This is a genomic window from Propionivibrio limicola (assembly GCF_009469695.1).
GTDB classification, from domain to species: Bacteria; Pseudomonadota; Gammaproteobacteria; order Burkholderiales; family Rhodocyclaceae; genus Propionivibrio; species Propionivibrio limicola.
Genome location: NZ_SSSR01000011.1, coordinates 67,309 through 90,165 on the forward strand (window position 1 = coordinate 67,309; position 22,857 = coordinate 90,165).

18 protein-coding genes are annotated in these 22,857 nt (G+C 63.7%); 11 read left to right on the forward strand and 7 right to left on the reverse strand.

Annotated features, from left to right (window positions below):
• Window positions 1-112: 112 nt before the first annotated feature.
• Window positions 113-718 (reverse strand): 5-formyltetrahydrofolate cyclo-ligase, encoded by a 606-nt coding sequence (locus tag GH659_RS09315; protein ID WP_246167792.1) that lies wholly within the window; start codon window positions 716-718, stop codon window positions 113-115.
• Window positions 719-761: 43 nt separating this feature from the next.
• On the opposite strand from GH659_RS09315, the gene GH659_RS09320 reads away from it, so the two are divergent.
• From GH659_RS09320 to GH659_RS09330, 3 genes are all read left to right on the forward strand, one after another.
• Window positions 762-2,717 carry a lytic transglycosylase domain-containing protein gene (locus GH659_RS09320; RefSeq protein ID WP_153111131.1) on the forward strand — a complete coding sequence of 652 codons (1,956 nt, stop codon included), beginning with the start codon at window positions 762-764 and terminating at the stop codon, window positions 2,715-2,717.
• Window positions 2,718-2,797: 80 nt separating this feature from the next.
• Window positions 2,798-3,766 (forward strand): complex I NDUFA9 subunit family protein, encoded by a 969-nt coding sequence (locus GH659_RS09325; protein WP_153111132.1) that lies wholly within the window; start codon window positions 2,798-2,800, stop codon window positions 3,764-3,766.
• 16 nt (window positions 3,767-3,782) lie between these two features.
• Window positions 3,783-5,018: a multifunctional CCA addition/repair protein gene (locus GH659_RS09330; RefSeq protein ID WP_153111133.1), complete on the forward strand. Its 1,236-nt coding sequence runs from the start codon at window positions 3,783-3,785 to the stop codon at window positions 5,016-5,018.
• A 164-nt stretch (window positions 5,019-5,182) separates the two neighbouring features.
• On the opposite strand, the gene GH659_RS09335 is transcribed toward GH659_RS09330, so the two are convergent.
• Window positions 5,183-6,085, reverse strand: a complete 903-nt coding sequence (locus GH659_RS09335) for a type IV pili methyl-accepting chemotaxis transducer N-terminal domain-containing protein (protein ID WP_170285857.1) — start codon at window positions 6,083-6,085, stop codon at window positions 5,183-5,185.
• 228 nt (window positions 6,086-6,313) lie between these two features.
• On the opposite strand from GH659_RS09335, the gene rsmB reads away from it, so the two are divergent.
• From rsmB to dctP, 8 genes are all read left to right on the forward strand, one after another.
• Window positions 6,314-7,648: a 16S rRNA (cytosine(967)-C(5))-methyltransferase RsmB gene (gene rsmB / locus GH659_RS09340; RefSeq protein ID WP_246167793.1), complete on the forward strand. Its 1,335-nt coding sequence runs from the start codon at window positions 6,314-6,316 to the stop codon at window positions 7,646-7,648.
• Window positions 7,623-8,246, forward strand: a complete 624-nt coding sequence (locus GH659_RS09345; RefSeq protein ID WP_153111136.1) for a DUF4390 domain-containing protein — start codon at window positions 7,623-7,625, stop codon at window positions 8,244-8,246. The genes rsmB and GH659_RS09345 overlap by 26 nt, the downstream gene beginning before the upstream one ends.
• Window positions 8,243-10,396 carry a sensor histidine kinase gene (locus GH659_RS09350; protein WP_153111137.1) on the forward strand — a complete coding sequence of 718 codons (2,154 nt, stop codon included), beginning with the start codon at window positions 8,243-8,245 and terminating at the stop codon, window positions 10,394-10,396. The genes GH659_RS09345 and GH659_RS09350 overlap by 4 nt, the downstream gene beginning before the upstream one ends.
• Before the next feature lie 2 nt (window positions 10,397-10,398).
• Complete coding sequence (locus GH659_RS09355; RefSeq protein WP_153111138.1) at window positions 10,399-11,688, forward strand: sigma-54-dependent transcriptional regulator; 1,290 nt, start codon at window positions 10,399-10,401, stop codon at window positions 11,686-11,688.
• Window positions 11,689-11,727: 39 nt separating this feature from the next.
• Window positions 11,728-12,804 carry a uroporphyrinogen decarboxylase gene (hemE, locus tag GH659_RS09360; protein WP_153111139.1) on the forward strand — a complete coding sequence of 359 codons (1,077 nt, stop codon included), beginning with the start codon at window positions 11,728-11,730 and terminating at the stop codon, window positions 12,802-12,804.
• Window positions 12,767-12,991 (forward strand): hypothetical protein, encoded by a 225-nt coding sequence (locus GH659_RS09365; protein ID WP_153111140.1) that lies wholly within the window; start codon window positions 12,767-12,769, stop codon window positions 12,989-12,991. The genes hemE and GH659_RS09365 overlap by 38 nt, the downstream gene beginning before the upstream one ends.
• Before the next feature lie 163 nt (window positions 12,992-13,154).
• Window positions 13,155-15,161 (forward strand): primosomal protein N', encoded by a 2,007-nt coding sequence (locus tag GH659_RS09370; protein WP_153111141.1) that lies wholly within the window; start codon window positions 13,155-13,157, stop codon window positions 15,159-15,161.
• A gap of 110 nt (window positions 15,162-15,271) precedes the next feature.
• A complete protein-coding gene (gene dctP / locus GH659_RS09375; RefSeq protein WP_170285858.1) occupies window positions 15,272-17,452 on the forward strand; it encodes a TRAP transporter substrate-binding protein DctP in 2,181 nt (726 codons plus the stop codon).
• A 16-nt stretch (window positions 17,453-17,468) separates the two neighbouring features.
• Here dctP and gluQRS read toward each other — a convergent pair whose 3' ends face one another.
• From gluQRS to GH659_RS15045, 5 genes are all read right to left on the reverse strand, one after another.
• On the reverse strand, window positions 17,469-18,404 hold the full coding sequence (gene gluQRS, locus GH659_RS09380) for a tRNA glutamyl-Q(34) synthetase GluQRS (RefSeq protein ID WP_246167794.1): 936 nt from the start codon (window positions 18,402-18,404) through the stop codon (window positions 17,469-17,471).
• 164 nt (window positions 18,405-18,568) lie between these two features.
• Complete coding sequence (locus tag GH659_RS09385) at window positions 18,569-19,792, reverse strand: type II toxin-antitoxin system HipA family toxin (RefSeq protein ID WP_153111143.1); 1,224 nt, start codon at window positions 19,790-19,792, stop codon at window positions 18,569-18,571.
• Entirely contained in the window at window positions 19,789-20,100 is a 312-nt protein-coding gene (locus GH659_RS09390; protein ID WP_153111144.1) for a helix-turn-helix domain-containing protein, read from the reverse strand. The genes GH659_RS09385 and GH659_RS09390 overlap by 4 nt, the downstream gene beginning before the upstream one ends.
• A gap of 137 nt (window positions 20,101-20,237) precedes the next feature.
• Window positions 20,238-20,486 (reverse strand): helix-turn-helix domain-containing protein, encoded by a 249-nt coding sequence (locus GH659_RS09395; RefSeq protein ID WP_153111145.1) that lies wholly within the window; start codon window positions 20,484-20,486, stop codon window positions 20,238-20,240.
• Between the two features lie 324 nt (window positions 20,487-20,810).
• Window positions 20,811-22,757, reverse strand: a complete 1,947-nt coding sequence (locus GH659_RS15045; protein WP_246167795.1) for an ankyrin repeat domain-containing protein — start codon at window positions 22,755-22,757, stop codon at window positions 20,811-20,813.
• Between the last annotated feature and the right edge of the window lie 100 nt (window positions 22,758-22,857).

Genomic DNA, 22,857 nt, shown 5'->3' on the forward strand with positions numbered 1-22,857 from the left:
TTACCGCCAAATCTCAACCGCTCAGCCCGGAATCCGGCGCATTTTTTTACGATACGGAGGAAAACGCCGGAAAGCTGGACGGCCATCCCTGTACATCTCACTTCACACTGCGTTACGCCGTCCGGAACACCCCTGCTTCTGTCACGACGGCATCGAGCCGCATGTCGTGCGCTTCGGGCCGGATCGAATCGACGCGCGCCAACTCGTAGCCGACACCGATGGCCAGCGGCCGCGGGTCGAGCGCCGCCAGCGTCATGTCGAAGAAACCGCCGCCGTAGCCGAGCCGATAGCCGGCCGCATCGAAGCCGTTGACCGGCAACAGAAGCGCCTGCGGCGTCTGGAAGTCGCCAACGACGGGCGTCGGAATACCGTAGCGGTCCTCGATGAGCGGCACCTGCGGCGTCCACGCGCGGAACGCCAGCGCGGCGCCGCTATCGACAACAACAGGCAGCAGCGCAACAAAACCCGGCCGACCGGCCGCGCTCCATTCCTCGATCAACGGCCGGACATCCGGCTCGTTCTTGACCGGCCAGCAAAACCCGACGCGCAGGCCGGCCAACTGCGAAAAATGCTCGCGCAGATGCGCGCAGACGGCGGTCGACAGACGGGCACTTTCGTCCGGAGAAAGCTGCAGGCGGCGTTCGATCAGTCGCTGGCGCAGCGCGCGGCGGTCAGGCACGCAATCAGGCACAGCATCCGGCATCGGTCCCGCATTCATGTGGTATGCTCAAAGTCAGTATTTTCGGGGGTTTCAGCTTAACATGAAGGTTCGTCGTTCAGTCACCGTCGCCATCCTCTCGCTTTCCTTTTCCCTGTTTTTAGCGCACGCGGCAAGGCCGGCTTTCGCGGCCAGCGACGAAGCTTTCCTCGCCGCCCGCGAAGCGGTCCGCACCGGCGACCGGAACAAGCTCGACCGTCTGGCGCCCGAGCTGGCCGAACACGAGCTCGCGGTCTATGTCGATTACTGGCGCCTGCTGCCCGACCTCAAGAACGGCGCCGACCCGGCGGCGATCCGCGACTTTCTGGCGCGCAACGAATCGACCTACATCGCCGAAAAAATGCGCGGCGACTGGCTCAAACAGCTGGGCAAGCAACAGGAATGGGCAACGTTTGACGCCGAATATCCGGCCCTCGTGCAGCCCGACAAGGAATTGTCCTGCTACGCACTGCAAAGCCGCCGCGCGCGCAGCGACGCCGACATGCTCGACGATGCGATGACGCTATGGCTGACTCTGCTTGAGGCCCCCGAGGCCTGCCAGCCTGTCCTCGAGACGCTGATCTGGGAGAAGCGCGTGCTGGCCGACGAGGTCTGGGCGCGCATCCGCCGTCAGTTCGAGGCGAACAAGCTGGGCGCCGCCCGCTACACGATGAATTACCTGCCGCCGAGCCAGACGCCCGACGCGAAGACGGCGCTGGCCGTCAGCAACACGCCGCTGCCTTGGCTGGTCAGGGCCAACGTGGCCGGAAGCCGCATGAACCGCGAGCTGGCCGCACTCGCCATCAGCCGCATCGCGCGCAACGACCCGCGCATGGCCGCCGAGCAGCTGAGCCGCATCGAAGGCCAGCTGCAAGCGAACGAGCGCGGCTGGGCATGGACGCAGATCGGCTGGCAAGCCGCGCAACGCCACATGGATGAAGCACTCGTCTGGTACCGCAAGGCCGGCGACGCACCACTCGCCGACGAAGCCGCGCAATGGAAGGTACGTGCCGCATTGCGCGCCCAGGAATGGGGTGTCGTGCGGACGACGATCGAACGCATGCCGCCGGCGCTGGCCAACGAAGCCGCCTGGACGTACTGGCTCGGCCGCGCCTATCGCGCCGGCGGAATGATCGAGCAGGCCAACCGGCAGTTCGAAAAGATCGCCGGCCAGCCCAACTTCTACGGCAACCTCGCCGACGACGAACTTGACCGCACCATTGCCCCGCCGCCCCAAGCCGCACCGGCGACACGCGAAGAAATCGCCCGCGTCGAAGCCAATCCAGGCGTGCAGCGGGCGCTCGCACTGCTCCGCGTCAATCTGCGCATCGAAGGCGTCCGCGAATGGAACTGGGCGTTGCGCGGCATGAACGACCGCGAATTGCTGGCCGCCTCGGCGATCGCCCTGCGCGACGGCGTCTATGACCGTGCCATCGCCGCCGCCGACCGCACGCGCCACGAGCACGACTATTCGCTGCGTTACCTGTCGCCCTACAGCGAGCAGGTTCGGCCGGCGGCGCGCCGCCAGTCGCTCGACGACGCCTGGGTCTACGGCCTGATGCGGCAGGAAAGTCGCTTCGTCACAAATGCCCGCTCGACGGTCGGTGCTTCCGGCCTGATGCAACTGATGCCGGCCACGGCCAAATGGGTAGCCAACAAAATCGGGCTGCGCGATTTTCACCCGGGCCAGGTCAATGACACTGAAACCAATGTGCTGCTCGGCACCTCTTACATGCGCATGGTCATGGAAAGCCTCGACAACCACCCGGTGCTGGCCTCGGCCGCCTACAACGCTGGCCCCGGCCGTGCCCGCAAATGGCGGGCTGATCAGGCGCTCGAGGGGGCCGTCTACGCCGAAACGATCCCGTTCAGCGAAACGCGCGATTACGTCAAGAAGGTGATGAGCAATGCCGTCTACTATTCGGCGCTGTTCGACGGCAAGCCGCAGTCGATCAAGAGCCGCCTTGGCGTCATCAACGGGCGCATCGCGCCTGATCCGAAGGTGGAAGAACTGCCTTGACCGTATCAAATGCCTCGTTTGTCTAAACTGTGGTTATATCGATTTTGACTTTTATCCCCAACTTCTGACCGGTGCAAATCATGGAAATCAAAAAAGTACTGTTGATTGGCGGCAGCGGTTTTGTCGGCGGACACCTGGCCGCCCTCCTCTCTGAACGCGGCATGCGCGTCACCGTACCGGCGCGGCGCCGCGACAAGGCCAAGCGGCTGTTCGTCCTGCCGCGCGTGTCCGTGGTCCAGGCCGACGCCAATGATCCCGACACCTTGCGGGCCCTGATGGACGGCGTCGACGCGGTCATCAACCTGGTCGGCATCCTGCACGACACCAGCTCCGGCGCCCCCTACGGCAAGCGCTTCGCTGCGGCACACGTCGAACTGCCGCAGAAAATCATCGCCGCCATGAAGCAGGCCGGCGTGCGCCGGCTCGTGCACATGAGCGCGCTCAAGGCGGCCAGCGATGCGCCCTCGGCCTACCTGCGCTCGAAGGCCGCCGGCGAAGCCGTGGTGCTGGCAGCGGCGAACGAACTCGACGTCACCGTCTTCCGCCCCTCCGTCATGTTCGGCGTCGGCGACGTGTTCCTGAACACCTTCGCCACCCTCCTGCGCTGCCTGCCGGTCTTGCCACTCGCCGGCGCGGACGCCCGCTTCCAGCCCGTGCATGTCGGCGACGTGGTCAACGCCTTTGCCGATAGCCTCGACAACCCGGCCACTTTCGGCCAGGTCTACGAACTCGGCGGCCCCCGCATCTACACGCTGCGCGCGCTGGTCGACTACGTCGGCGCGCTGACTGGTCACCGCCGCCCGATCATCGCCTTGCCCGGCGCACTGGCCAGCGTGCAGGCCAGCCTGCTCGGCCTGCTGCCGAAACCGCCGATGACGCCCGACAACCTGCGCTCGATGCAGGTCGACAGCATCGTCGATGGCCAGCACGTCTATCCGGGCTGGAAACCGCAACCGCTGGAAGCCGTCGCGCCAGCCTATCTGTCCGCCATGCAGGCTCGGCGCCGTTTCGACGGCTATCGCGCGCACGCGGGGCGCCGCGATGAATGAAGGCGAATAAGCACGCATGAGTGAGTCGGGCTTCACCGTTTACACCGTCGGCGGCGCCGTGCGCGATGAATTGCTCGGGCTACCGGTGCAGGATCGCGATTACGTCGTCGTCGGTGCGACGCCGGAGACCATGCTCGCCCGCGGCTTCAAGCCGGTCGGCAAGGATTTTCCGGTTTTCCTGCATCCCAGAACGCGCGAGGAATACGCGCTGGCACGCACCGAACGCAAAACGGGTCACGGTTACAAGGGGTTCGCTTTCCACGCCTCGCCCGACATCACGCTCGACGAGGATCTGGCGCGGCGCGACCTGACGATCAACGCGATCGCCCGCGCCGACGATGGCACGCTGATCGATCCGTTCAACGGCATTGCCGACCTCAGGGCCGGCATCCTGCGCCATGTCGGCCCGGCCTTCGTCGAAGACCCGGTGCGTATCCTGCGCCTGGCCCGCTTTGCCGCCCGCTTTACCAACTTTTCGGTGGCGCCGGAAACGCTGGCGCTGATGCGCCGGATGGTCGATAGCGGCGAGGTCGACCATCTCGTCGCCGAACGCGTCTGGCAGGAATTCGCCAAGGGGCTGATGGAGAAACAACCGTCGCGCATGATCGACGTGCTGCGCGAATGCGGCGCGCTGGCGCGTCTGCTGCCCGAACTCGACCGGCTGTTCGGCGTGCCGCAACGCGCCGACTACCATCCGGAAGTCGATACCGGCGTGCATGTGATGATGGCGCTCGACTTTTCGGCTGGCCGCGGCCATCCGCTACCGGTGCGTTTCGCCGTGCTGTTGCACGACCTCGGCAAGGGTTCGACGCCGGAGAGCGACCTGCCCCGCCACCCAGGCCACGAGGTGCGCAGCGCCCGCCTCGTCGAGACGGTCTGCGCCCGCCTCAAGGCACCGGTCGAATGCCGCGATCTGGCGCTGCTCGTTGCGCGCTACCACGGCGACATCCGGCGCGGCCCGGAAATGCGCGCCTCGACCATCGTCAAACTGCTCGAAAACGCCGACGCGCTGCGCCGGCCGCAGCGTTTTGAACAATTGCTCGACGCCTGCGGATGCGATTTCCACGGTCGGCTCGGCTGGGAAGACAAACCGATCCCGTCAGCCGATCTCTTCCCCCGCGCGCTGGCCGCCATGCGCGGCATCGACGCCGCAGGCATCGCACGCAGCACACCCGAAAAGTCGCAAATCGCCGAGCGCCTGCACATGGCGCGCGTCGATGCCGTCAAAGCGGCGCTAAATCTCGAACACTGAGCGGTAGCGACCGCCTGTAGGCAGCCAACAAAAAAAGCGAACCACCAAGGCACCAAGCACACCAAGAGAGCACCAAGCTAACACCCTGTTTTCTTGGTGAATCTTTGTGCTCTTGGTGTCTTGGTGGTGAGGCATTTATCCATGCTCTCCAACATGACTGACGACTAGCCACGCGGCCCGCCGCCTTCGCGAGCCAGTGTCCTGCCGGTGCCCGGCGCATACTGCGCGCACACGTCGTCCAGCACTTCGAGAATCCTTTCGCTGGCCGTCGCCACGTCTTTGGGGTTGCTCGCCCAGCCGTCCTTCTGGTTGATGACGGCCTGCTCGAAGAAGACCCACTGTGTTTTCGCCAGTTCAAGGGCATCGCGACTCTTCGCCGTATTTTCACGGGCCGCCAGCAATTCCTTGAGCGCCGCCGAAAATTCCTTGCGCGCCTGCTCCATATCGACAAGCAGCCCCTGCCGCCGGTCGCCGGCATGCGCCTGCAGATAAAGCCGGGCCAGCCGTTGCACGAGCATGCTTTGGCGCAGCGAAAGATCGAGCAGACGCCCGGTCCCGTTCTCGAGCCCGCCTTCGATCTGCATCGCAAGACTGCCCGCCGCGATCGACATTTCCTCGGCCAACGCGTTCACGAGATCGCGGTTCTCCAGCGAAAAGGGAAGATCAAGCGCCTTCTTCAGCTCTCCCCAGACACGCGACGTGCGCGCTAACGGGCGCTGGGTGTTGCCGGCAGCGAGCGCGCGACTGAGCACGGCCAGGTGTTGCTCCACCTCCTGACGCGCCCGCGCCGCCTGCTGGCGCGCCGCAAACGATTTCAGGTTCATGCCCGACTGCTGGTAAAGCTTGGCCAGACGCTGCGCCTGCAGACGCAGCTGACCGGCGCTGGCGAGGTGCTGCAGCGGCCCCGCCGGGGACGCCGGCGAAACCACCGCCCCGGCAGCGACAAGCGGTGCGGCATGGGCCGGCAACCCGCCCAGCGCGCTGACGGCGGCGCCGAGGATGGCGGCGAAAATAAAGTTCTTGATCGGGAAGCGCGACACGGCCATTGGCAATAGAGACTTGTTCATGCGGCGCATTAAGCCAGCCGAATGTTTCAGGAGCATGTCGCTCGCCGATCCGGGCAAGACCGCCCGGCCGGCCCGCATCTAAGCTGATTCGATCGTCACCGCCTCATGCTAAACTCGCCAGCCGACGTCTTCTTGCAGAACACCGCCTTGTCTTCAAAACCGGTTTCAACGCCCAGCCGGCCCCAAACGCCGACTTCATCACCTTCGCCCACCCGACGCATCGTTCGCGTGCGCAAAACCGACACGCCCCAGACAGCGCCGCGCGGCAACGCAGCCGCCACGCCGCCGGCCGAAACCGCCCGCACGCTACCGCCCGACTCGCTCGGCTGGAGCCTGCTGCTGGCTGCCCGCGTGCTGGCTGCCGTACACGCCGGCCGCAGCCTGAACGAAGCGCTGACGCAGCTGGCGAACGAACCGTCGGCTGCTCGCGCCGCCGCCCAGGATGTCGCCTACGGCGTCCTGCGCGGCTACGGACGCGGCGAATTCTTCCTGCGCCGACTGATGACCAAAGCGCTCACGCACGCCGAAACGCAGGCGCTGCTGCTGGGCGCCCTCTATCGCCTGGAAACGCGCACCGATTCGACGCACACCGTCGTCGATCAGGCCGTCGCCGCCGCCGGCGAGCTGTCGGGCGGGGTGTTCAAGGGACTCGTCAATGGCGTGCTGCGCAACTTCCTGCGCCAGCGCGACGCGCTGCTCGCCGCACTGGCAGCCGACGACGAGGCGCATTACCAGCATCCGCGCTGGTGGCTAACCCGCCTGCGCCGGACGTATCCGGCCAACTGGCAACAGATTGTCGACACGGCCAACAGCCCGCCGCCGATGACGCTGCGCGTCAACCAGCTTCAGGAAACGCCGGCCGGCTATCTCGCCCGACTGGACGCCGCCGGCATCGCCGCCCGCCCGCTCGGCCGGAACGGCATCCGGCTACAAAAACCGTGCCCCGTCGACGCTCTGCCGGGCTTCTCTGACGGCATGGTTTCGGTGCAGGACGCCGGCGCCCAGCGCGCCGCGGAAATTCTCGCGCCGACCGCCGGGTCGCGCGTGCTCGACGCCTGCGCCGCCCCCGGCGGCAAGACGGCGCACCTGCTCGAAATGGCCGACCTCGACCTGCTCGCCCTCGACATCGACGCCAAGCGCACCCGGCGCATCGAGGACAATCTGCACCGGATCGGCTTGCACGCCGAGGTGAAGGCCGCCGACTGCAGCCAGCTCAAGCCGTGGTGGGACGGCCGTCCGTTCGACGCGATCCTTGCCGACGTGCCGTGCTCGGCCTCCGGCGTCGTGCGCCGCCATCCGGACATCAAGGTGCTGCGCCGCGAAAGCGACATCCGCCGTCTCGTGCATACGCAGGCCGCCATCCTCGACGTGCTCTGGCAAACGCTCAAGCCGGGCGGCAAATTGCTTTACGCCACCTGCTCGGTCTTCACCGAGGAAAATTCGGCGCAGATCGACGCTTTCCTTTGCCGCCAGCCGGACGCCACGCTGCTGCACGCGGAACAATTGCTGCCGCAGGACGACAACGACGGTTTCTACTATGCGTTGCTGGGCAAGGCCGATTAAAACCTTCGCCGGCCGCCTGTTCCTGCTGCTGGCCGTGACGCTGCTGGTCACCCTGCCGGCGCGGATGGCGCAGGCTTCGGACCTGGCGGCGCGCGACCCGCAACTGGTGGCCACCGACGACGGCTACGCACTCAACGCCGAGTTCAGCATCAACTTCAATGCACGGCTTGAAGAAGCGGTCAGCAAAGGCATCGTCCTTTACTTCGTCACCGATTTCGAGCTGACGCGTTCGCGCTGGTACTGGCTCGACGAAAAGGTCGTCCAGCGCTCGCGCACGCTGCAACTGTCCTACCATGCGCTGACGCGCCAGTACCGTTTATCGACCGGCACACTGCACCAGAGCTTCGCCACGCTCGGTGAAGCCTTGCGCGTCCTGTCGCGCCTGCGTGACTGGCCAGTGCTCGACAAAGGCGAGGTACGCAACGGTCAGGCCTATCTCGCCGGCGTGCGCATGCGCCTCGACCTGTCGCAAATGCCGCGCACCTTCCAGATCGGCGCACTGGCCAACAAGGACTGGCGGCTCACCTCCGAGTGGGCGAACTGGACATTCACCCCGTCCGAATCCGGCCCGCCGGCGGATCCGGGAGAAGGCAAATGAGAACGCTGCTCATCGTCGCGGCCTCCATCGGCGGCATCCTCGTTTTCCTGCTCGCCTCGGCCAGCGCCAACACCGCGCTGTTCGCCCGCTACTATCCGTGGCTGCTCGGCCTGAACGGCGTCGTCGCCCTCGCCATGCTCGGCCTCATCACCTGGCAGGTTCGCGCGCTCTGGCATGAGCACCGCGCCCAGGTCTTCGGCTCGCGCCTGAAACTGCGACTGATGCTGATTTTCGGCCTGATGGCCGTGCTGCCCGGCATCCTCATCTACGGCGTCTCGGTGCAGTTCGTCACCAAGAGCATCGAGTCGTGGTTCGACGTGCGCGTCGAAAAGGCGCTCGAATCAGGCCTCAATCTCGGCCAGAGCACGCTCGACGCGCTCCTCGACGACCTGGCCGAGAAGGGGCGCGCCATGGCCCTCGATCTTGGCGACCAACCGGAACACCGGCGACGGGCGACACTCAACCGGCTGCGCGAACAGACCGGCATTCAGTTCGCCGCCCTGTTCTCGTCGTCCGGGCAGCTGCTGGCCACGGCGACCAGCGAGCTGTCGTCGTACCTGCCCGCGCAACCCGACCCCGAGCTGCTGCGGCAGGCACGCGGCGGCCGCGTCTTCCGTGAAGTCGAGAGCGAGAACGGCAAGGACATGCGGCTGCGCGTCATGGTGCCGGTGACGCCGCTCGGGCTCGGCCAGGAAAACCTGATCCTGCAGCTGACGCAGGACGTGCCGGCCGGCATCGCAACGAACGCCGAACAGGTGCAGGCCGTCTATCGCGACTATCAGGAACTCTCGCTCGGCCGGCAGGGGCTCACCCGCATGTACGCCATGACGCTGACGCTGACCGTGCTGCTCGCCCTGTTTACCGCCATCGTCGTCGCCTTCGTCCTTGCCCGCCGTCTCTCGGCGCCGCTGTCGATCCTCGCCGAAGGCACGCAGGCCGTCGCGTCCGGCGACTTCACGCCGCGCCGCGCCCTCAACAGCCGCGACGAGCTCGGCGTGCTCACCCAGTCGTTCAACCAGATGACGCGCCAGCTCGACGAGGCCCGGCGCGACACGGAAAAACACCGGATCGCCGTCGAATCGGCGCGCGCCTATCTGGAATCGATCCTCGCCAACCTCTCGGCCGGCGTGCTTGTCTTCGACCGCTGCCTGAAGCTGCGCACCGTCAACGAAGGCGCGTGCACAATCCTCGACGAAGGCTTCGACGGCCTGCTCGCCGAAACGGTCGATGCCTGGCCGCGCCAGATAAAGATCGGGCAAGCGATCCGCGACGCGTTCGCCGAACACGGCAACAAGGAATGGCAGACCCAGATCGAACTCGACCGTCCGGGCGGCTTGCCGCAGATCCTGCTGTTGCGCGGTTCGCAACTGCCACAGGAGACGAACGGCGGCTATGTCGTCGTCTTCGACGACGTGACGCGGCTGGTGGCCGCCCAGCGCAGCGCCGCCTGGGGCGAGGTCGCCCGCCGCCTGGCGCACGAAATCAAGAATCCGCTGACGCCGATCCAGCTCTCGGCCGAGCGCCTGCAACTCAAGCTGGCCGAGAAACTGGCCAACGGCGACCGCGACATGCTCGGCCGCTCGACGCAGACGATCATCAACCAGGTGCAGGCGATGAAGCGCATGGTCAATGAATTCTCCGACTACGCCCGCCTGCCGGCCCCGACCCTGGCGCCGGTCGACCTCAACGCGCTGGTCGGCGAAGTGCTCGGGCTTTATGAGACATCGCAGGCGCGCATCGACATCCATCTCGACCCGGCCCGCCCGGTGGCGCTCGGCGATGCGACGCAGTTGCGGCAGATCATCCATAATCTGCTGCGCAACGCCGAAGACGCCCAGGAAGGGGTAGAGGCTCCGAGGATCGAAGTCGCCACGCGCGCGGCCGACGGCCAGGCCGAACTGGCCGTCATCGACAACGGCCCGGGCTTCCCGCCGGACATCCTCGCCCGCGTCTTCGAGCCCTATGTAACGACCAAGGCCGGCGGCACCGGCCTCGGGCTGGCCATCGTCAAGAAGATTGTCGATGAGCACGCCGGACGGATCAGCATCAACAACCGTCAGCCGCACGGTGCCGAGGTCAGCATCCGTCTGCCTCTGGCGCCGGCCGCGACGCCGGAAAACCATCACAACGCTTTACCCGTAGAGAACTGAACATGGCGCAAATACTGGTTGTCGACGATGAAGTAGGAATCCGCGAACTGCTTTCGGAAATCCTGGCCGACGAAGGCCACACCGTCTCGCTTGCCGAGAATGCTGCCGCTGCCCGCAAGCTGCGCAGCGAGAAACGCCCCGATCTCGTCCTGCTCGACATCTGGATGCCCGACACCGACGGCATCTCCCTGCTCAAGGAATGGTCCGCGGGCGGCCTGTTGACGATGCCGGTGGTCATGATGTCCGGCCATGGCACGATCGACTCGGCGGTCGAAGCCACGCGCGTCGGCGCCATCGACTTTCTCGAAAAGCCGATCGCCCTGCAAAAGCTGCTGGCGACGGTGAAAAAGGCGCTCAAGCACGAAGTGGCGCCGCACAAGCCACCGCTCACGCTGAATGCCTTCGCCCGCTCGCCGTTGCTCAAGGATCTCAAGAAACGCCTTGAGCAAGCCGCCGCCAACACCTCGGTGCTGCTGCTCAAAAGCGCCTCGGGCAGCATCGCCGAAATCTGCGCCCGCACGCTGCAGGCGCCGAAGACGCCCTGGCTCGACCTCTCCGCCTCCAGCGCCCCGCTCACGCAGGAGATGCTTGAAAACGCCAGCGGCGGCATCATGTTCATTGCCGACCTGACCCTGCTCGGCAAATTGCAGCAGAAAAATCTGGCTTTCGCCCTCGAACGCCTCAGCCGCTATCACATTCAGCTCGTCGCGGCCACGTCGCGCCCGCTCACGGTGCTGCAGGAAAGCGGCTGGGACGCCGGACTCGTCGCCCGACTCGGCGAAGTCTGGGTGGCGCTGCCGCTGCTCTCCACACACCCGGACGAAGTGCCGGAAATCGCCGTGCTCCTGTTGTCACACCTGATCGAGCGGCACGGCGTGCCGACGCGCTATTTTTCGAGTGCCGCGCTCAATGCCCTGCGCCTGCATCGCTGGCAGGGCGAATGGCCGGAACTGCTGGCCGCCGTGAAGAATCTGGCGCTCTCGGCGCTCGAGGAAGAAATCACGCAGGAGGACGTCAACGAGCTCCTGCAGCTGGAGGAAGAAACGGCCAGCCCGCAGCCTCCCGCCCTGCCTCTTTTCAACCAGCCGCTGCGCGAAGCACGGGAGGCGTTCGAGCGGATGTATTTCGAGCATCACCTGAAAATCGATGGCGGCAACATGACGCGCATCGCCGAACGGACCGGCCTCGAGCGCACCCACCTGTACCGCAAGCTCAAGCAGCTGGGCATCCACTTCGGCAAGCGCGGTGAAGAAGCAGAGGCGACGCCGGTGCCGGATACACTACTGGAATAGCCTCGGTTCCCCCTTTAACCCTTTCCGGTGGAGTCTCTCGTGCCCCGTCCCCGCAACGACAATTTTCTCCGCGCCCTGCTCAGGGAACCGACCGACTACACCCCGGTCTGGCTGATGCGCCAGGCCGGGCGCTATCTGCCCGAGTACCGCGAAACGCGCAAGCGCGCCGGCAGTTTCCTGCAGCTTTGCAAGAATCCGGCGCTGGCCTGCGAGGTGACGCTGCAACCGTTGGCACGCTTCGATCTCGACGCCGCCATCCTGTTTTCGGACATCCTGACCATCCCGGACGCCATGGGTCTCGGCCTGCATTTCGCCGACGGCGAAGGACCGCGTTTTGAACGACCGCTGCGCGAGGAATGGGCGATTCGCGACCTGAGCGTTCCCGACCCGAATGTTCATCTGCGCTACGTGATGGACGCGGTGGCCGAGATCCGCCGCGCACTCGACAACTCGCTACCGCTGATCGGCTTCGCCGGCAGCCCGTTCACGCTCGCCTGCTACATGATCGAGGGCGCCGCCAGCCCCGATTTCCGTCAGGTCAAGACGATGCTCTACGAACGTCCCGACCTGCTGCACCACATCCTCAACGTCACCACCGAAGCTGTCATCGCTTACCTCAACGCCCAGATCGAATCGGGCGCGCAGGCGGTGATGCTCTTCGACTCCTGGGGCGGCATCTTGACGACAGCCGCTTACCGCGAGTTCTCGCTCGCCTACATGCAACGCATCGTGGACGGCTTGATCCGGGAGAACGACGGTGAGCGCGTCCCGTCGATCGTCTTCACCAAAGGCGGCGGCCTGTGGCTGGAAGCCATCGCCGACAGCGGCTGCGATGCGATCGGCCTGGACTGGAGCATCGACCTCGCCAGCGCCCGCCAGCGCGTCGGCGACTGCGTGGCCCTGCAAGGCAATCTCGACCCCGCCGTGCTGTTCGCCTCGCCCGAAAAAATCGCCGCCGAGACGCGACGCGTGCTCGACAGCTACGGCCCCGGCCATACCGGCCACGTCTTCAATCTCGGACATGGCGTTTCCCAATTCACCCCGCCCGAGCATATCGCCGCACTCGTCGAGACGGTGCATGACTACAGCCGACAACGGCGAAAAACAACGTTCTGAGCCTTATATCGGGGTTGACTTATGCACAGAAGCTTTTCTTCTGTCACAAAAGGTCACGCACCCCATGAAAAATCAGACACTTAACCACAAAACTTTGATTTTTAACGACTTTTTTACTGCCGCTTTTTGCGGCAACGCAAGAAAACCCCTTGCCCGGCGGGCCTTCGCGGCACTTGTCCGTGACTAACCCACAGAGTTATCCACAGAAAATGTGAACAACTGGAAATACGCTGGTACGTGAATGAGTTACGCGTTTTTTTACAGAAGCCGGAAGAACTTCTGTCGCTAACCCGACTATGACGAAAGGTCTATTTTTGCCGTTTTTCCTGCGCGAGCACTAGCCGGCGACCATGCAGATCGCACGCGTTGCTCTTGATCTTCCGCTGCATCGTTTCTTCGACTATCGGGTTCCGGAGTCCGAAACACTGTCGGCCGCCGATATCGGCTTGCGGGTGCGCGTCCCCTTCGGTCGCCATGCGCGCATCGGCCTGCTCGTCGACCTGCCGCAGGCCAGCGACCATCCGCTTGAGCAGGTAAAGCCGCTCGAAGCAGTGCTGCGCGACCTGCCGCCGCTACCGGCCGACTGGTTTCGTCTGCTCGAATTCTGCGCCGCCTACTACCAGCGTCCAACCGGCGAGGCGATGCTGGCGGCACTCCCGGCCGGGCTGCGGCGCGTTGCGCCGCCCAAGGCCCGGGCGACCAAGCGGACGGTCACGGCGGTGGCGCAACGCGCCGCGCCAACGCTGACCGGCGAACAGAAAGCCGCCATCGACGCCGTCAACGCCGGCACCGGTTTTCACGCTTATCTGCTGCACGGCGTGACCGGCAGCGGCAAGACGGAAGTCTATCTGCGCCTGATCGAGCGCTGCCTTGCGGAGGGCCGGCAAGCGCTTCTCCTGGTGCCGGAAATCAACCTGACGCCGCAACTTGAAAACCGCGTCGCGGCGCGCTTTCCCGGCGTCGAGCTGGCCAGCCTGCACAGCGAATTGACCGAGGCGGCGCGCACGCGCAACTGGAAGGCCGCTTTCGAAGGCCGGGCGCGCATTGTGCTGGGCACCCGGCTGGCCGTGTTCACGCCGCTGCCCGCCCCCGGCTTGATCATCGTCGACGAAGAGCACGACCCCTCGTTCAAGCAGCAGGACGGCATCCGCTACTCGGCGCGCGATCTCGCCGTCTTCCGCGCCCATCAGCACCAGATTCCCATCGTGCTCGGATCGGCGACGCCATCGCTGGAAAGCTGGGCCAACGCCGTCGACAATCGCACGCCCGCCCGCTACACCTTGCTGACGCTGCACGAGCGCGCCGTGCAAAGCGCCCGCCTGCCCGCCGTGCAGCGCATCGACACGCGCGTCGAAAAACTGCAGGACGGGCTCTGTGGCGCCTTGCTGGCGGCCATCGAAAAGCGTCTGGCACGTGACGAACAAAGCCTCGTGTTCCTCAACCGGCGCGGCTACGCACCGGTGCTCACCTGCACCCAGTGCGGCTGGATTTCGCGTTGCAGGCGCTGCGCCGCCAATCTCGTCCTGCATCTTTCCGACGGGCGTTTGCGCTGTCACCACTGCGGCTTCGAATGCCGCATTCCTAAAAGCTGCCCGACCTGCGGCAACCAGGACATTCAGCCATTCGGACGCGGCACGCAACGCATCGAAGAGGTGCTCGCCGCACGCTTCCCGCAGGCGCGCATCCTGCGCGTCGACCGCGATTCGGCCAAGAGCCGCAAACAGTGGGAAGCGCTGGTCGAGCAGATCCACGCGGGCGACGCCGACATTCTCGTCGGCACGCAAATGCTGGCCAAAGGGCATGATTTCCCCAAGCTGACGCTGGTCGGCGTACTGGGCGCCGATTCCGCGCTCTTCGCCGCCGACTGGCGCGCCCCCGAGCGCCTCTTCGCGCAACTGATGCAGGTCGCCGGCCGTGCCGGGCGCGCCGAACTGCCCGGCGAAGTCCTGATCCAGACGCAGTTCCCCGACCACCCGCTCTACGAGGCCCTCGTCCGTCACGACTATCCCGCCTTCGCCGCCGCGCAGCTCAAGGAGCGGGAACAGGCGGGCTTTCCTCCCTATGCCTATCAGGCCATGCTGCGTGCCGAAGCGCCGCACCTGGCCGACGCGCTCGCCTTCCTGACCACCGCCCGCGCCTGGCCTGACGCCGCGCACCATCCCGACGTGATGCTCTACGACCCGGTGCCGATGCGCATGGCCCGCCGCGCCAACTTCGAGCGCGCGCAACTGCTCATCGAATCGCCCTCGCGACGCGCCCTGCAGGTTTTCCTGACGGCATGGCGCGAAGCCGTCGACGCGATAAAGACACCGTCCCGCCTGCGCTGGCATCTCGAAGTCGACCCGCTCGAATTTTGAAGCACAACGGTCCTACAGTCTGCACACGGGCCGGCTCTTGCGGCACAATCCTGAACAGCGGGCGCGTCCACGGGCACACGCCCGATCACAAAACAAAAAAGGGGGCAGAAATGAGTATTTCGCGCAAGATCGTTTTGCTGATTTGTGCAGCGCTGGTCACTTCCGTGATTGTTTTCGCTGTGGCGCTTAACGGCTTCGCCGCCGCGGAAAGCGTTATCGGGCAACTGTCCGGCAAGTCCGGCGCGGCCGAAGTCACCGCCACTCCGGCCACCGTCCAGTCGGCACTCGCCGCGCTGGATAACGCCCGCACCGCGATGCTCGTCGTTCTCGCCCTTGGTCTGGCGCTGCTCGGCACATTGGGCTACCTGTTCCGCCGTTCCATCGTCAGACCGCTCCAGACGCTGGAATCAGTCATCGGCGACGCGGCGGACAATCTGGATTTCACGGGAACGGTTCCCGTCACCGGCACCGACGACGAGATCGGCCATGCCCTGCGCGCCTACGAGCGGCTGCAAGGGCGATTGCGCGCCAGCCTCCTCGACATCCAGCAATCGGTCGCTCACCTGCTCGACGTCACCGAAGAGGTCGACCATTCTTCGCGCAAGATTGCCCGCAATTCACAGGTGCAAAGCGATGCATCGAGCAACATGGCGGCGGCGATGGAGGAAATGACCGTCAGCATCTCGACGGTCGCCGAGCAGGCCGACGACGCCAGCCAGCACGCGCAGGAATCGCGGGAAATTGCCGAACAAAGCGGCAGCGTCATCCTCCACACCGTCGACGCCATCCAGAAGATCGCCGACACCGTGCGCCAGGCGGCAACGCGAATCAAGGCACTCAGCACCGATTGCGACAGCATTTCGTCGGTCGCCCGGATGATCCGCGAGATCGCCGACCAGACCAATCTTCTGGCGCTCAACGCCGCCATCGAAGCGGCCCGGGCTGGCGAACAGGGGCGCGGCTTTGCCGTCGTCGCCGACGAAGTGCGCAAGCTCGCCGAACGCACCACACTGTCGACCCAGGAAATCAGTGATCTCCTGCGCCGCGTTCAGGAAGGCGCGCACGAGGCCGTCGAAAGCATGCTCCAGACGGAAAAAATCGTCGACGAAGGTGTCGTCAACGCCCGGGAAGCCGGCGAATCGATCGAGAAACTCAAAACCGGCGCCGAGGCGGCGGCCATCCTCGTTGCCGACATTTCCGGCGCCATGAAGGAACAGGAAACGGCCAGCTCGACGATCGCCCGCAACATCGAGCAGATCGCCCAGATGAGCGAACAGAATTCAGCCGCGGCGAGAGATTCCGCTACCGGCGCCGGGCGCATGACCCAGGTCGGCTATGCCATGGGGCAAACACTGTCGGCCTACAAGGTCGATTCCGGCGAGAAGAAGATCGTTCTCCGCCTGGCCGACACGCACCCGGAAGACCATCCGGCGATCCGCGCCGCACAGGCGATGGCGGCGGCGCTCGAACAGCGCAGTCAGGGACGAATCACACTGAAGGTCATTCCCGGTGGCGTGTTCGGTCCGGAAAAGGATGAGCTGGAGCAACTGCGCAACGGCACGCTGGACATGACCCGCGCCAGTTGCGCCGCCTTCAACAAGGACTGCCCGGCCACCGTCGTGCCGGCGCTGCCTTACCTCTTCACCTCCACCGAGCACCAGCAAAGGGCGCTCGACGGCGCCCCGGGCCGGGAAATTCTGGCCTCCTTCGCCAACTCGGCTTACGTCGGTCTGGCCTTCTTCGACTGCGGCGCGCGCAACATCTATGCCAACAAACCGATCCGCACCCTGGCCGACATGCGCGACATGAAGCTGCGCGTCATGCAGTCCGACCTGTGGATCGCGATCGCCAAGGCGATGGGTGCCGTCCCGACGCCGATGGCCATGGAAGACATCGGCGCCGGCTTCAAGACCGGCCTTGTCGAAGCCGGCGAGGGCGACACCCCGACCTTCTACGGTTACAAGCTGCATCAGGCCGCCACGCACTACAATCTGACCGAGCACGCGATGATTCCCGAGTTGCTCGTTTTCTCGAGAAAGCGCTGGGAGTCGCTTGCGGCCGAAGATCAGGCACTGATCGCCGAGGCGGCGCGCGACTGCGTACCGGTCATGCGGCGTCTCTGGCGCGAGCGCGACGACAACGCCCGCAAAGGCACGCAAGCGGCCGGCACGGTTTTCGTCAAGGACATCAACAAGGAGTCGTTCCGCAACGCGATGCGGCCGGTCTACGACAAATTCGTCAGCACACCGCAACAAAAGGCGCTGTTCGACGCCATCAAGACGATGAAATAAGGAAACGCCCGGTGTCTCACTGACCGGGGAAAATGGCCCGCACCGCGGGGACACGGGCCATCGTCCAATGATCGATGGCCCAGCGCCAGAAGTCGGCGAGCGGCGCGCCGCGCACTTCCGCCGGAACGGCATGCCCGAGGAAACTCAACGCATCGGCCAGCACCTCGCTGCCAGCGCCGACCTCGACCGGCGCCGCCCGCGTCTGCTTGGACAGTTTTTCCCCCGCCGCATTGACGGCCACCGGCAAGTGCGCGTAACTCGGCGTCGGAAAACCAAGACATTCCTGCAGCCACATCTGGCGCGGCGTTGAATCAAGCAGATCGACGCCACGCACAACGGCATTGACGCCTTGCACGGCGTCATCGACCACCACGGCAAGCTGATAGGCATAAAGCCCGTCGGCGCGGAACAGGACAAAATCGCCGACGTCCCGCGCCAGATTCTGGCGCACCTTCCCCTGCACGCGGTCGACGAGACAAAACTCTCGATCCGGCACCCGCAGACGCCAAGCGCGCGCGGCCTGTCCGTCACCCAAACCGTTGCGGCAGGTTCCGGGATAGAGCAGGCCACCGTCAATCGATCGCGCCGTCGCCGTAGTCGCCGCGGCAATCTCGCTGCGCGAGCAGGCACAGGGATAGACGAGTCCATCGAGTTGAAGACGAACAAGCGCGGCATGGTAGAGGTCATGCCTGTGACTCTGAACGGCGACCTCGCCGTCCCACTCGAAACCGAAAGCCTCAAGCGTGCGCTGAATGCCGTCGGCGGCGCCGGGGACGGTACGCGGTGCATCGACATCCTCGATGCGCAGCAACCATTCGCCCCGCTGCGCGCGCGCATCGAGATAACTGCCAACGGCCGAAACGAGCGAGCCGAAATGCAACGGCCCGGTCGGAGAAGGCGCAAAGCGGCCGCGGTACGCCACCGGCGAAGCGCCAATCACCCCGGCCGGCACGCCACAGCCCGAAGTTAGACGTTAAAGCGCGATTGCGCTTGTAAGTCATTGATAAAAACCATCGCCAATCTACTCCTTAAAAAAACGTACTCATTTTTGTACTCAAAAAACTCACTGCTGAGTCCGTTCAATTGCGATCTGGGGCAATTGCGGCATTCTCGAATTCAGCGCTCCAAGCGCCGACAACAGGTGTCAATGGCCGATTTTATCTCCTGTGCCATAGGCCGCCTAATCTGAACGTGCTCAAACCGTTCAGCCAGTGATGTTGCCTGCAGCAACATCCGGTCGATGACATCCTCAGCCTCTTTCGTCGAGACGCCCCCCTCCTTCGCCAGGCGCAACAGATGCTGGCGTTCAATGGCGGCACCTTCGCCGCAAACGTCCAAGTGGTGCTGGCCCATCGGGCCTTCGCTGAAGGTCAAATCGAAGGCCGGCGCCAGACGCCAGCGCCGGTCACGCCCGAGACGCCAGGCGAAGTTCTTGGGATGGTCATCCCGGTTGTGGAAGAGCACATTGAAGACGGCGCGTGCGTAGGCTTTCTCCACTTCGCGCTCGTCACGCGTCAGGAAACGGGTGGCCCGCAGGAAGGCGGTGTAGTCGGTGGCACCTGGCAGGCGAAAATCCACTTGCAGCAATCCGGCCAGACTGTGTACCGGGACGCGTTGGCCACCTTCTCGGTCGAAGCGTGCGACGCCAAATGCGGCCAGGTCGGGAGCAAGGTCAAACCAACGGCTTTCGGGCACATCCAGTCCGCAATCCCGAGCCAACTCGGCGTAGAGCTGCTCGATGACGCAGACTTCTTTGTGTTCGTTCTGCGCCGGAAACTTGACCAGCCAGGGACTGCCTGGCGCATCAGGACGGGTGCTGACTTGCCCGGTTGCTGCGTCGTACTGCACCAACGCCTTGGGTCGGGCGCCTTGCGGCGAGCCGCCAGTGAGCGCGAGTTCGCGCAGGGCGGCACCCGCCTCGCCAGCCAGCGCGCGCCGGCTTTGTTCAGCCAGAGCCAACAACGACCAGTCCGGCTCCTCGGCACCGGTTTCGCTCGCCGGAACAAAGCGCAAAGCGCCCATGGCCCGCTCGCCAATGAAGGCCAGCCGGTCCAGCGGTCCGGGATGACGCACACCATGTTGGCGAAACAGGCGGTCCATCAGCAGCAAACCCCAGCCATCGGGCAGGCTGTCGGCGATCAGGCCCGGGAGACGATGCAGGTGGGCCGGGAAGCTCCCGTAGGCATCGGCACGCAGCTTCAAATGCAGCGGTGACAACTCCAAACCTTGAGCCAGGGCCTCGGGGGAATATTCGAAGAGCAGGGTCTGACCGTCATCAGCCAGCCGCCCCAGCGGCCAGTCCTCCCCCCAGCCGCAATAATGCACGGTGAGCTGTTTCATGACGTCTTCTTGCGCGGCGCGCGCTGGCGTCGACTAACGACATCAACCTGTTCCATCTGGGCGATGGATTGCCGTTTGAGGACAAAGAGATCTTCCAGTGCATCCAGCAGCCCGAGCGCCTGCGCCACGCGAACCAGCGTTTCCAGCGAGCACTGGCCGTCGGTCTCGAGTTTGCGCAACGCGCCCAGCGACAGCCCGGCCATCTGCGCCAATTCACGCTGCGTTAGTGACTGGGCAAGCCGCTGCTCCCGAAGACGTACCCCGAGGGAGTGCAGGATTTCAGCGGGAGTCGATAAAGAAAAAGCCACTTAGATGATCCTAAACGCCACGAAAATCAATTAAGGACCATATTAACGGCTTTTACATTGCCTGAATAGTAGGTGTGCTGCGATGGCTACGGCGAGCAATCAAGCAGAGACCATCGTAGCGTTACGATAACGTAACGCTACGATGTTACGACGCTTGACTCCTGTTTAGTGACGGGAGCCTCCAGTAACACTTCCGGCTCCACTGCCAGTGCTTCGGCCAGTTTGAAAATGTTAAGCAGCGCGATGTTGCGTTGCCCACGCTCCACGCCGCCCAAGTAACTACGCGCCAAACCACTTTCCAGCGCCAGACGTTCTTGCGACCAACCTCGGGTCTTCCTGATTTCAATCAGCTTCAAGCCGAAGCGCACTCTCGGATCGGAGTCCATGTTTCTCTCTTTCAAAGAGAAACAACTCTATGAGTCCCCTCTTTATAGGGCCACGCCCGATAAGTACCCGCTCTATAAGTGACATTCGCATCCAAACGCCATAAAATGATCACTATAGGTGACATTACAGAGGTGTTTGATGGCAAGTTTTTGGAAAACAATTGGAGTTGGTGCAGCAGCCGGTCTGGCTGTGCCTGTGGCGGGACTGTCGGGTCTGGCTACCGCCGGTTTTTCGTTAATCCTTGTGCTGGCCATGTTTGAAATGGGACCAGCTCGATCATCTCGGTCTTCGGTTTGGGGGCTGCTGACCAGTGAACTGATGCTCTACCTGCTCATATCGCTGGCGATCTTTGCCCTGGCTGACCGTCCTGTGGCTGCACTATGCAGCGCCGTACGCCCAATATAGTCCTGCGCATCAACATCGGCACCAGCCTCCAGCAGCAGATGAACCAGTTCGACATCCCCTTCGTTGGCGGCCAGCATCAACGGTGTCTGACCTTTGAAGTCGGCGATGTTCGCTTGCTCCGGCCATTCTGCCAACAGCATCTGCATTGCCTCACGCCGCTTCTCACCATGTGCCGAAATCTTATCCGCGAAATGCAGAGGGGCCATTCGTATCGCGTTGGAAAGCATCTGACCGCACCAGTCTTGCATTTTCATCCACTGCAAAAGAACGCTATCGCACCGCGCGCTGCGCAGGGATTTTTTGCGGAAATCTCTCGCGCGGCGTTTCAGCCAAGCTTGCAAGCCATCCCAATTGCCCGTTTCTATCAGACCAAAAGTCTCTTTGAGCACAGTCTCCGGATCACCGTGATCCAAGGGCTCGATTCCCGCATAGGGTTGATACAGAACCGTCCAGAAATGCTCTTCACAGCGAGCCGCTGCGTCCTCGAAAGCCGGAATGCCAAGAGGGAACTCCATGTATCCAAGCATGTTCCTGTAGTAGCTCTCGTGGTTCTGCCTATTGAGCTTGCACAACACAAGCTCCACCGCCCACGCATTCATGGCTGCTTCGCCACGCAGGCCGCCGCACCCGTTTTCCGCACAGGATTTCATGGCCGCTTTAAAGTCGTCACGCGCCCCCTCTAAATCGTTTTGTGCCAGGCGGTGCTTCGCACGCACGAAAAGGACGAGTGTATTCCACGAGTCGAGGCCGGGGTGCTGCTCTACTTCGCCAAGTAACGCTTGGACCTTGGCCTGAACATCTGCCGGGCGAGACTTCGAGTTGCAACTCAGGAGGCGTCCGACTTCGTTGCATATAGTGGCAACAAAGTCAGCCGGCGTCTGCGCAAGCTCATGCATTCTCTCAGTAGCGATTTCACGCACCCTGAGTTGCTGCGTATCGTCTCCGGCGATCTGGCTAACCACCCAGAAACTGTCTTCGCCTTGCAGCGCGCGCCAAGGCGAGGCACTACGAATTCGTTCGCGCAGTTTGGCAAGTTTTACAAGTTCGCTGCGTTCCTGCTCAACAGCAACCCGGCGGCGTTCCAAGATGATGTCTGCCTTGCTCGTATCAATCGGGACGAGATCTTCAAGTCCTTCATCAGCCTCAGATAAGCCCTGGAATTTCCGGCTCAAGCGGTGTGCGAGCTCTTGATATGCTGTAGCAAAGCGTGAAGGCACGATGGACAGCAGCAGGTCTTCTTTTCCCCATTGCGGCAGGTTTTCTTCAAACCAAGCGTTTTCCTCGGCTTCTGTCTCTCCATGCTTGTGCGCTTCAACTGTGAGGTTGTACACCCACTCGAACAGCGCAATCAGTTGTAGTAGTTTGTTCTGTTCGGGATCGACGCAAGCCTTTTCGACGCCCGGGCACAGGTACTCCAGCAGGCGCTCGTAGCCATCCTGCACCATGCGTGCCACCCGCAGGCGAATCCGGATTGTTGCCATGTCGGGCTTCCTGTAGCGCAGGCTCAGCAGTTGTGCAAACTTCAATCCTTCGTCCTCGGAAGCGGTACCCGCTACCACTCTCTCCAGCCTTTCCTGTGTCATCGGGATTTCGTGTTGCAGTTTGCTGGTATCAAGTCCTCTGCGTTCAATAAACGCCAAGGCGCCTTGAACGAGATCAGCAGAAGACTGCTGCCAATCTGGCTCAAATACCCCGTGAAATACCAAGGGAGCATCATCCGGGAAGTACTCAGTGATTTTTGCGGTATTTGGCAGGGTTCCTGTGCGCCAGCTATTGAGAGTGAGCACGATGGTGCGTCTCGCCTCTTTGCCGTCGCGGTGTTTTGGTCCGATGAGTTGCCCTGTCTGGTCGACACCGCTGTCCAATTGTCACCAGCGGTTGTAAATTGACACAGGCCAGCGATTGAAAGTTGATACACCGAACTGAGAAGATCGGCGGTTTTTGAGGCGCCGGTGATCACGAACG

What these genes read in the sequence shown, in the direction of transcription:
- GH659_RS09325 (WP_153111132.1), top strand. Translation starts at nt 2,798, where the DNA reads ATGGAAATCAAAAAAGTACTGTTGATTGGCGGCAGCGGTTTTGTCGGC.
- GH659_RS09355 (WP_153111138.1), top strand. Translation starts at nt 10,399, where the DNA reads ATGGCGCAAATACTGGTTGTCGACGATGAAGTAGGAATCCGCGAACTG.
- GH659_RS09370 (WP_153111141.1), top strand. Translation starts at nt 13,155, where the DNA reads ATGCAGATCGCACGCGTTGCTCTTGATCTTCCGCTGCATCGTTTCTTC.
- GH659_RS09385 (WP_153111143.1), bottom strand. Translation starts at nt 19,792, where the DNA reads ATGAAACAGCTCACCGTGCATTATTGCGGCTGGGGGGAGGACTGGCCG.
- GH659_RS09330 (WP_153111133.1), top strand. Translation starts at nt 3,783, where the DNA reads ATGAGTGAGTCGGGCTTCACCGTTTACACCGTCGGCGGCGCCGTGCGC.
- GH659_RS09320 (WP_153111131.1), top strand. Translation starts at nt 762, where the DNA reads ATGAAGGTTCGTCGTTCAGTCACCGTCGCCATCCTCTCGCTTTCCTTT.
- dctP (WP_170285858.1), top strand. Translation starts at nt 15,272, where the DNA reads ATGAGTATTTCGCGCAAGATCGTTTTGCTGATTTGTGCAGCGCTGGTC.
- GH659_RS09345 (WP_153111136.1), top strand. Translation starts at nt 7,623, where the DNA reads ATGCGTTGCTGGGCAAGGCCGATTAAAACCTTCGCCGGCCGCCTGTTC.
- GH659_RS09350 (WP_153111137.1), top strand. Translation starts at nt 8,243, where the DNA reads ATGAGAACGCTGCTCATCGTCGCGGCCTCCATCGGCGGCATCCTCGTT.
- GH659_RS09395 (WP_153111145.1), bottom strand. Translation starts at nt 20,486, where the DNA reads ATGGACTCCGATCCGAGAGTGCGCTTCGGCTTGAAGCTGATTGAAATC.
- GH659_RS09315 (WP_246167792.1), bottom strand. Translation starts at nt 718, where the DNA reads ATGAATGCGGGACCGATGCCGGATGCTGTGCCTGATTGCGTGCCTGAC.
- GH659_RS09365 (WP_153111140.1), top strand. Translation starts at nt 12,767, where the DNA reads ATGACTACAGCCGACAACGGCGAAAAACAACGTTCTGAGCCTTATATC.
- GH659_RS09335 (WP_170285857.1), bottom strand. Translation starts at nt 6,085, where the DNA reads ATGAACAAGTCTCTATTGCCAATGGCCGTGTCGCGCTTCCCGATCAAG.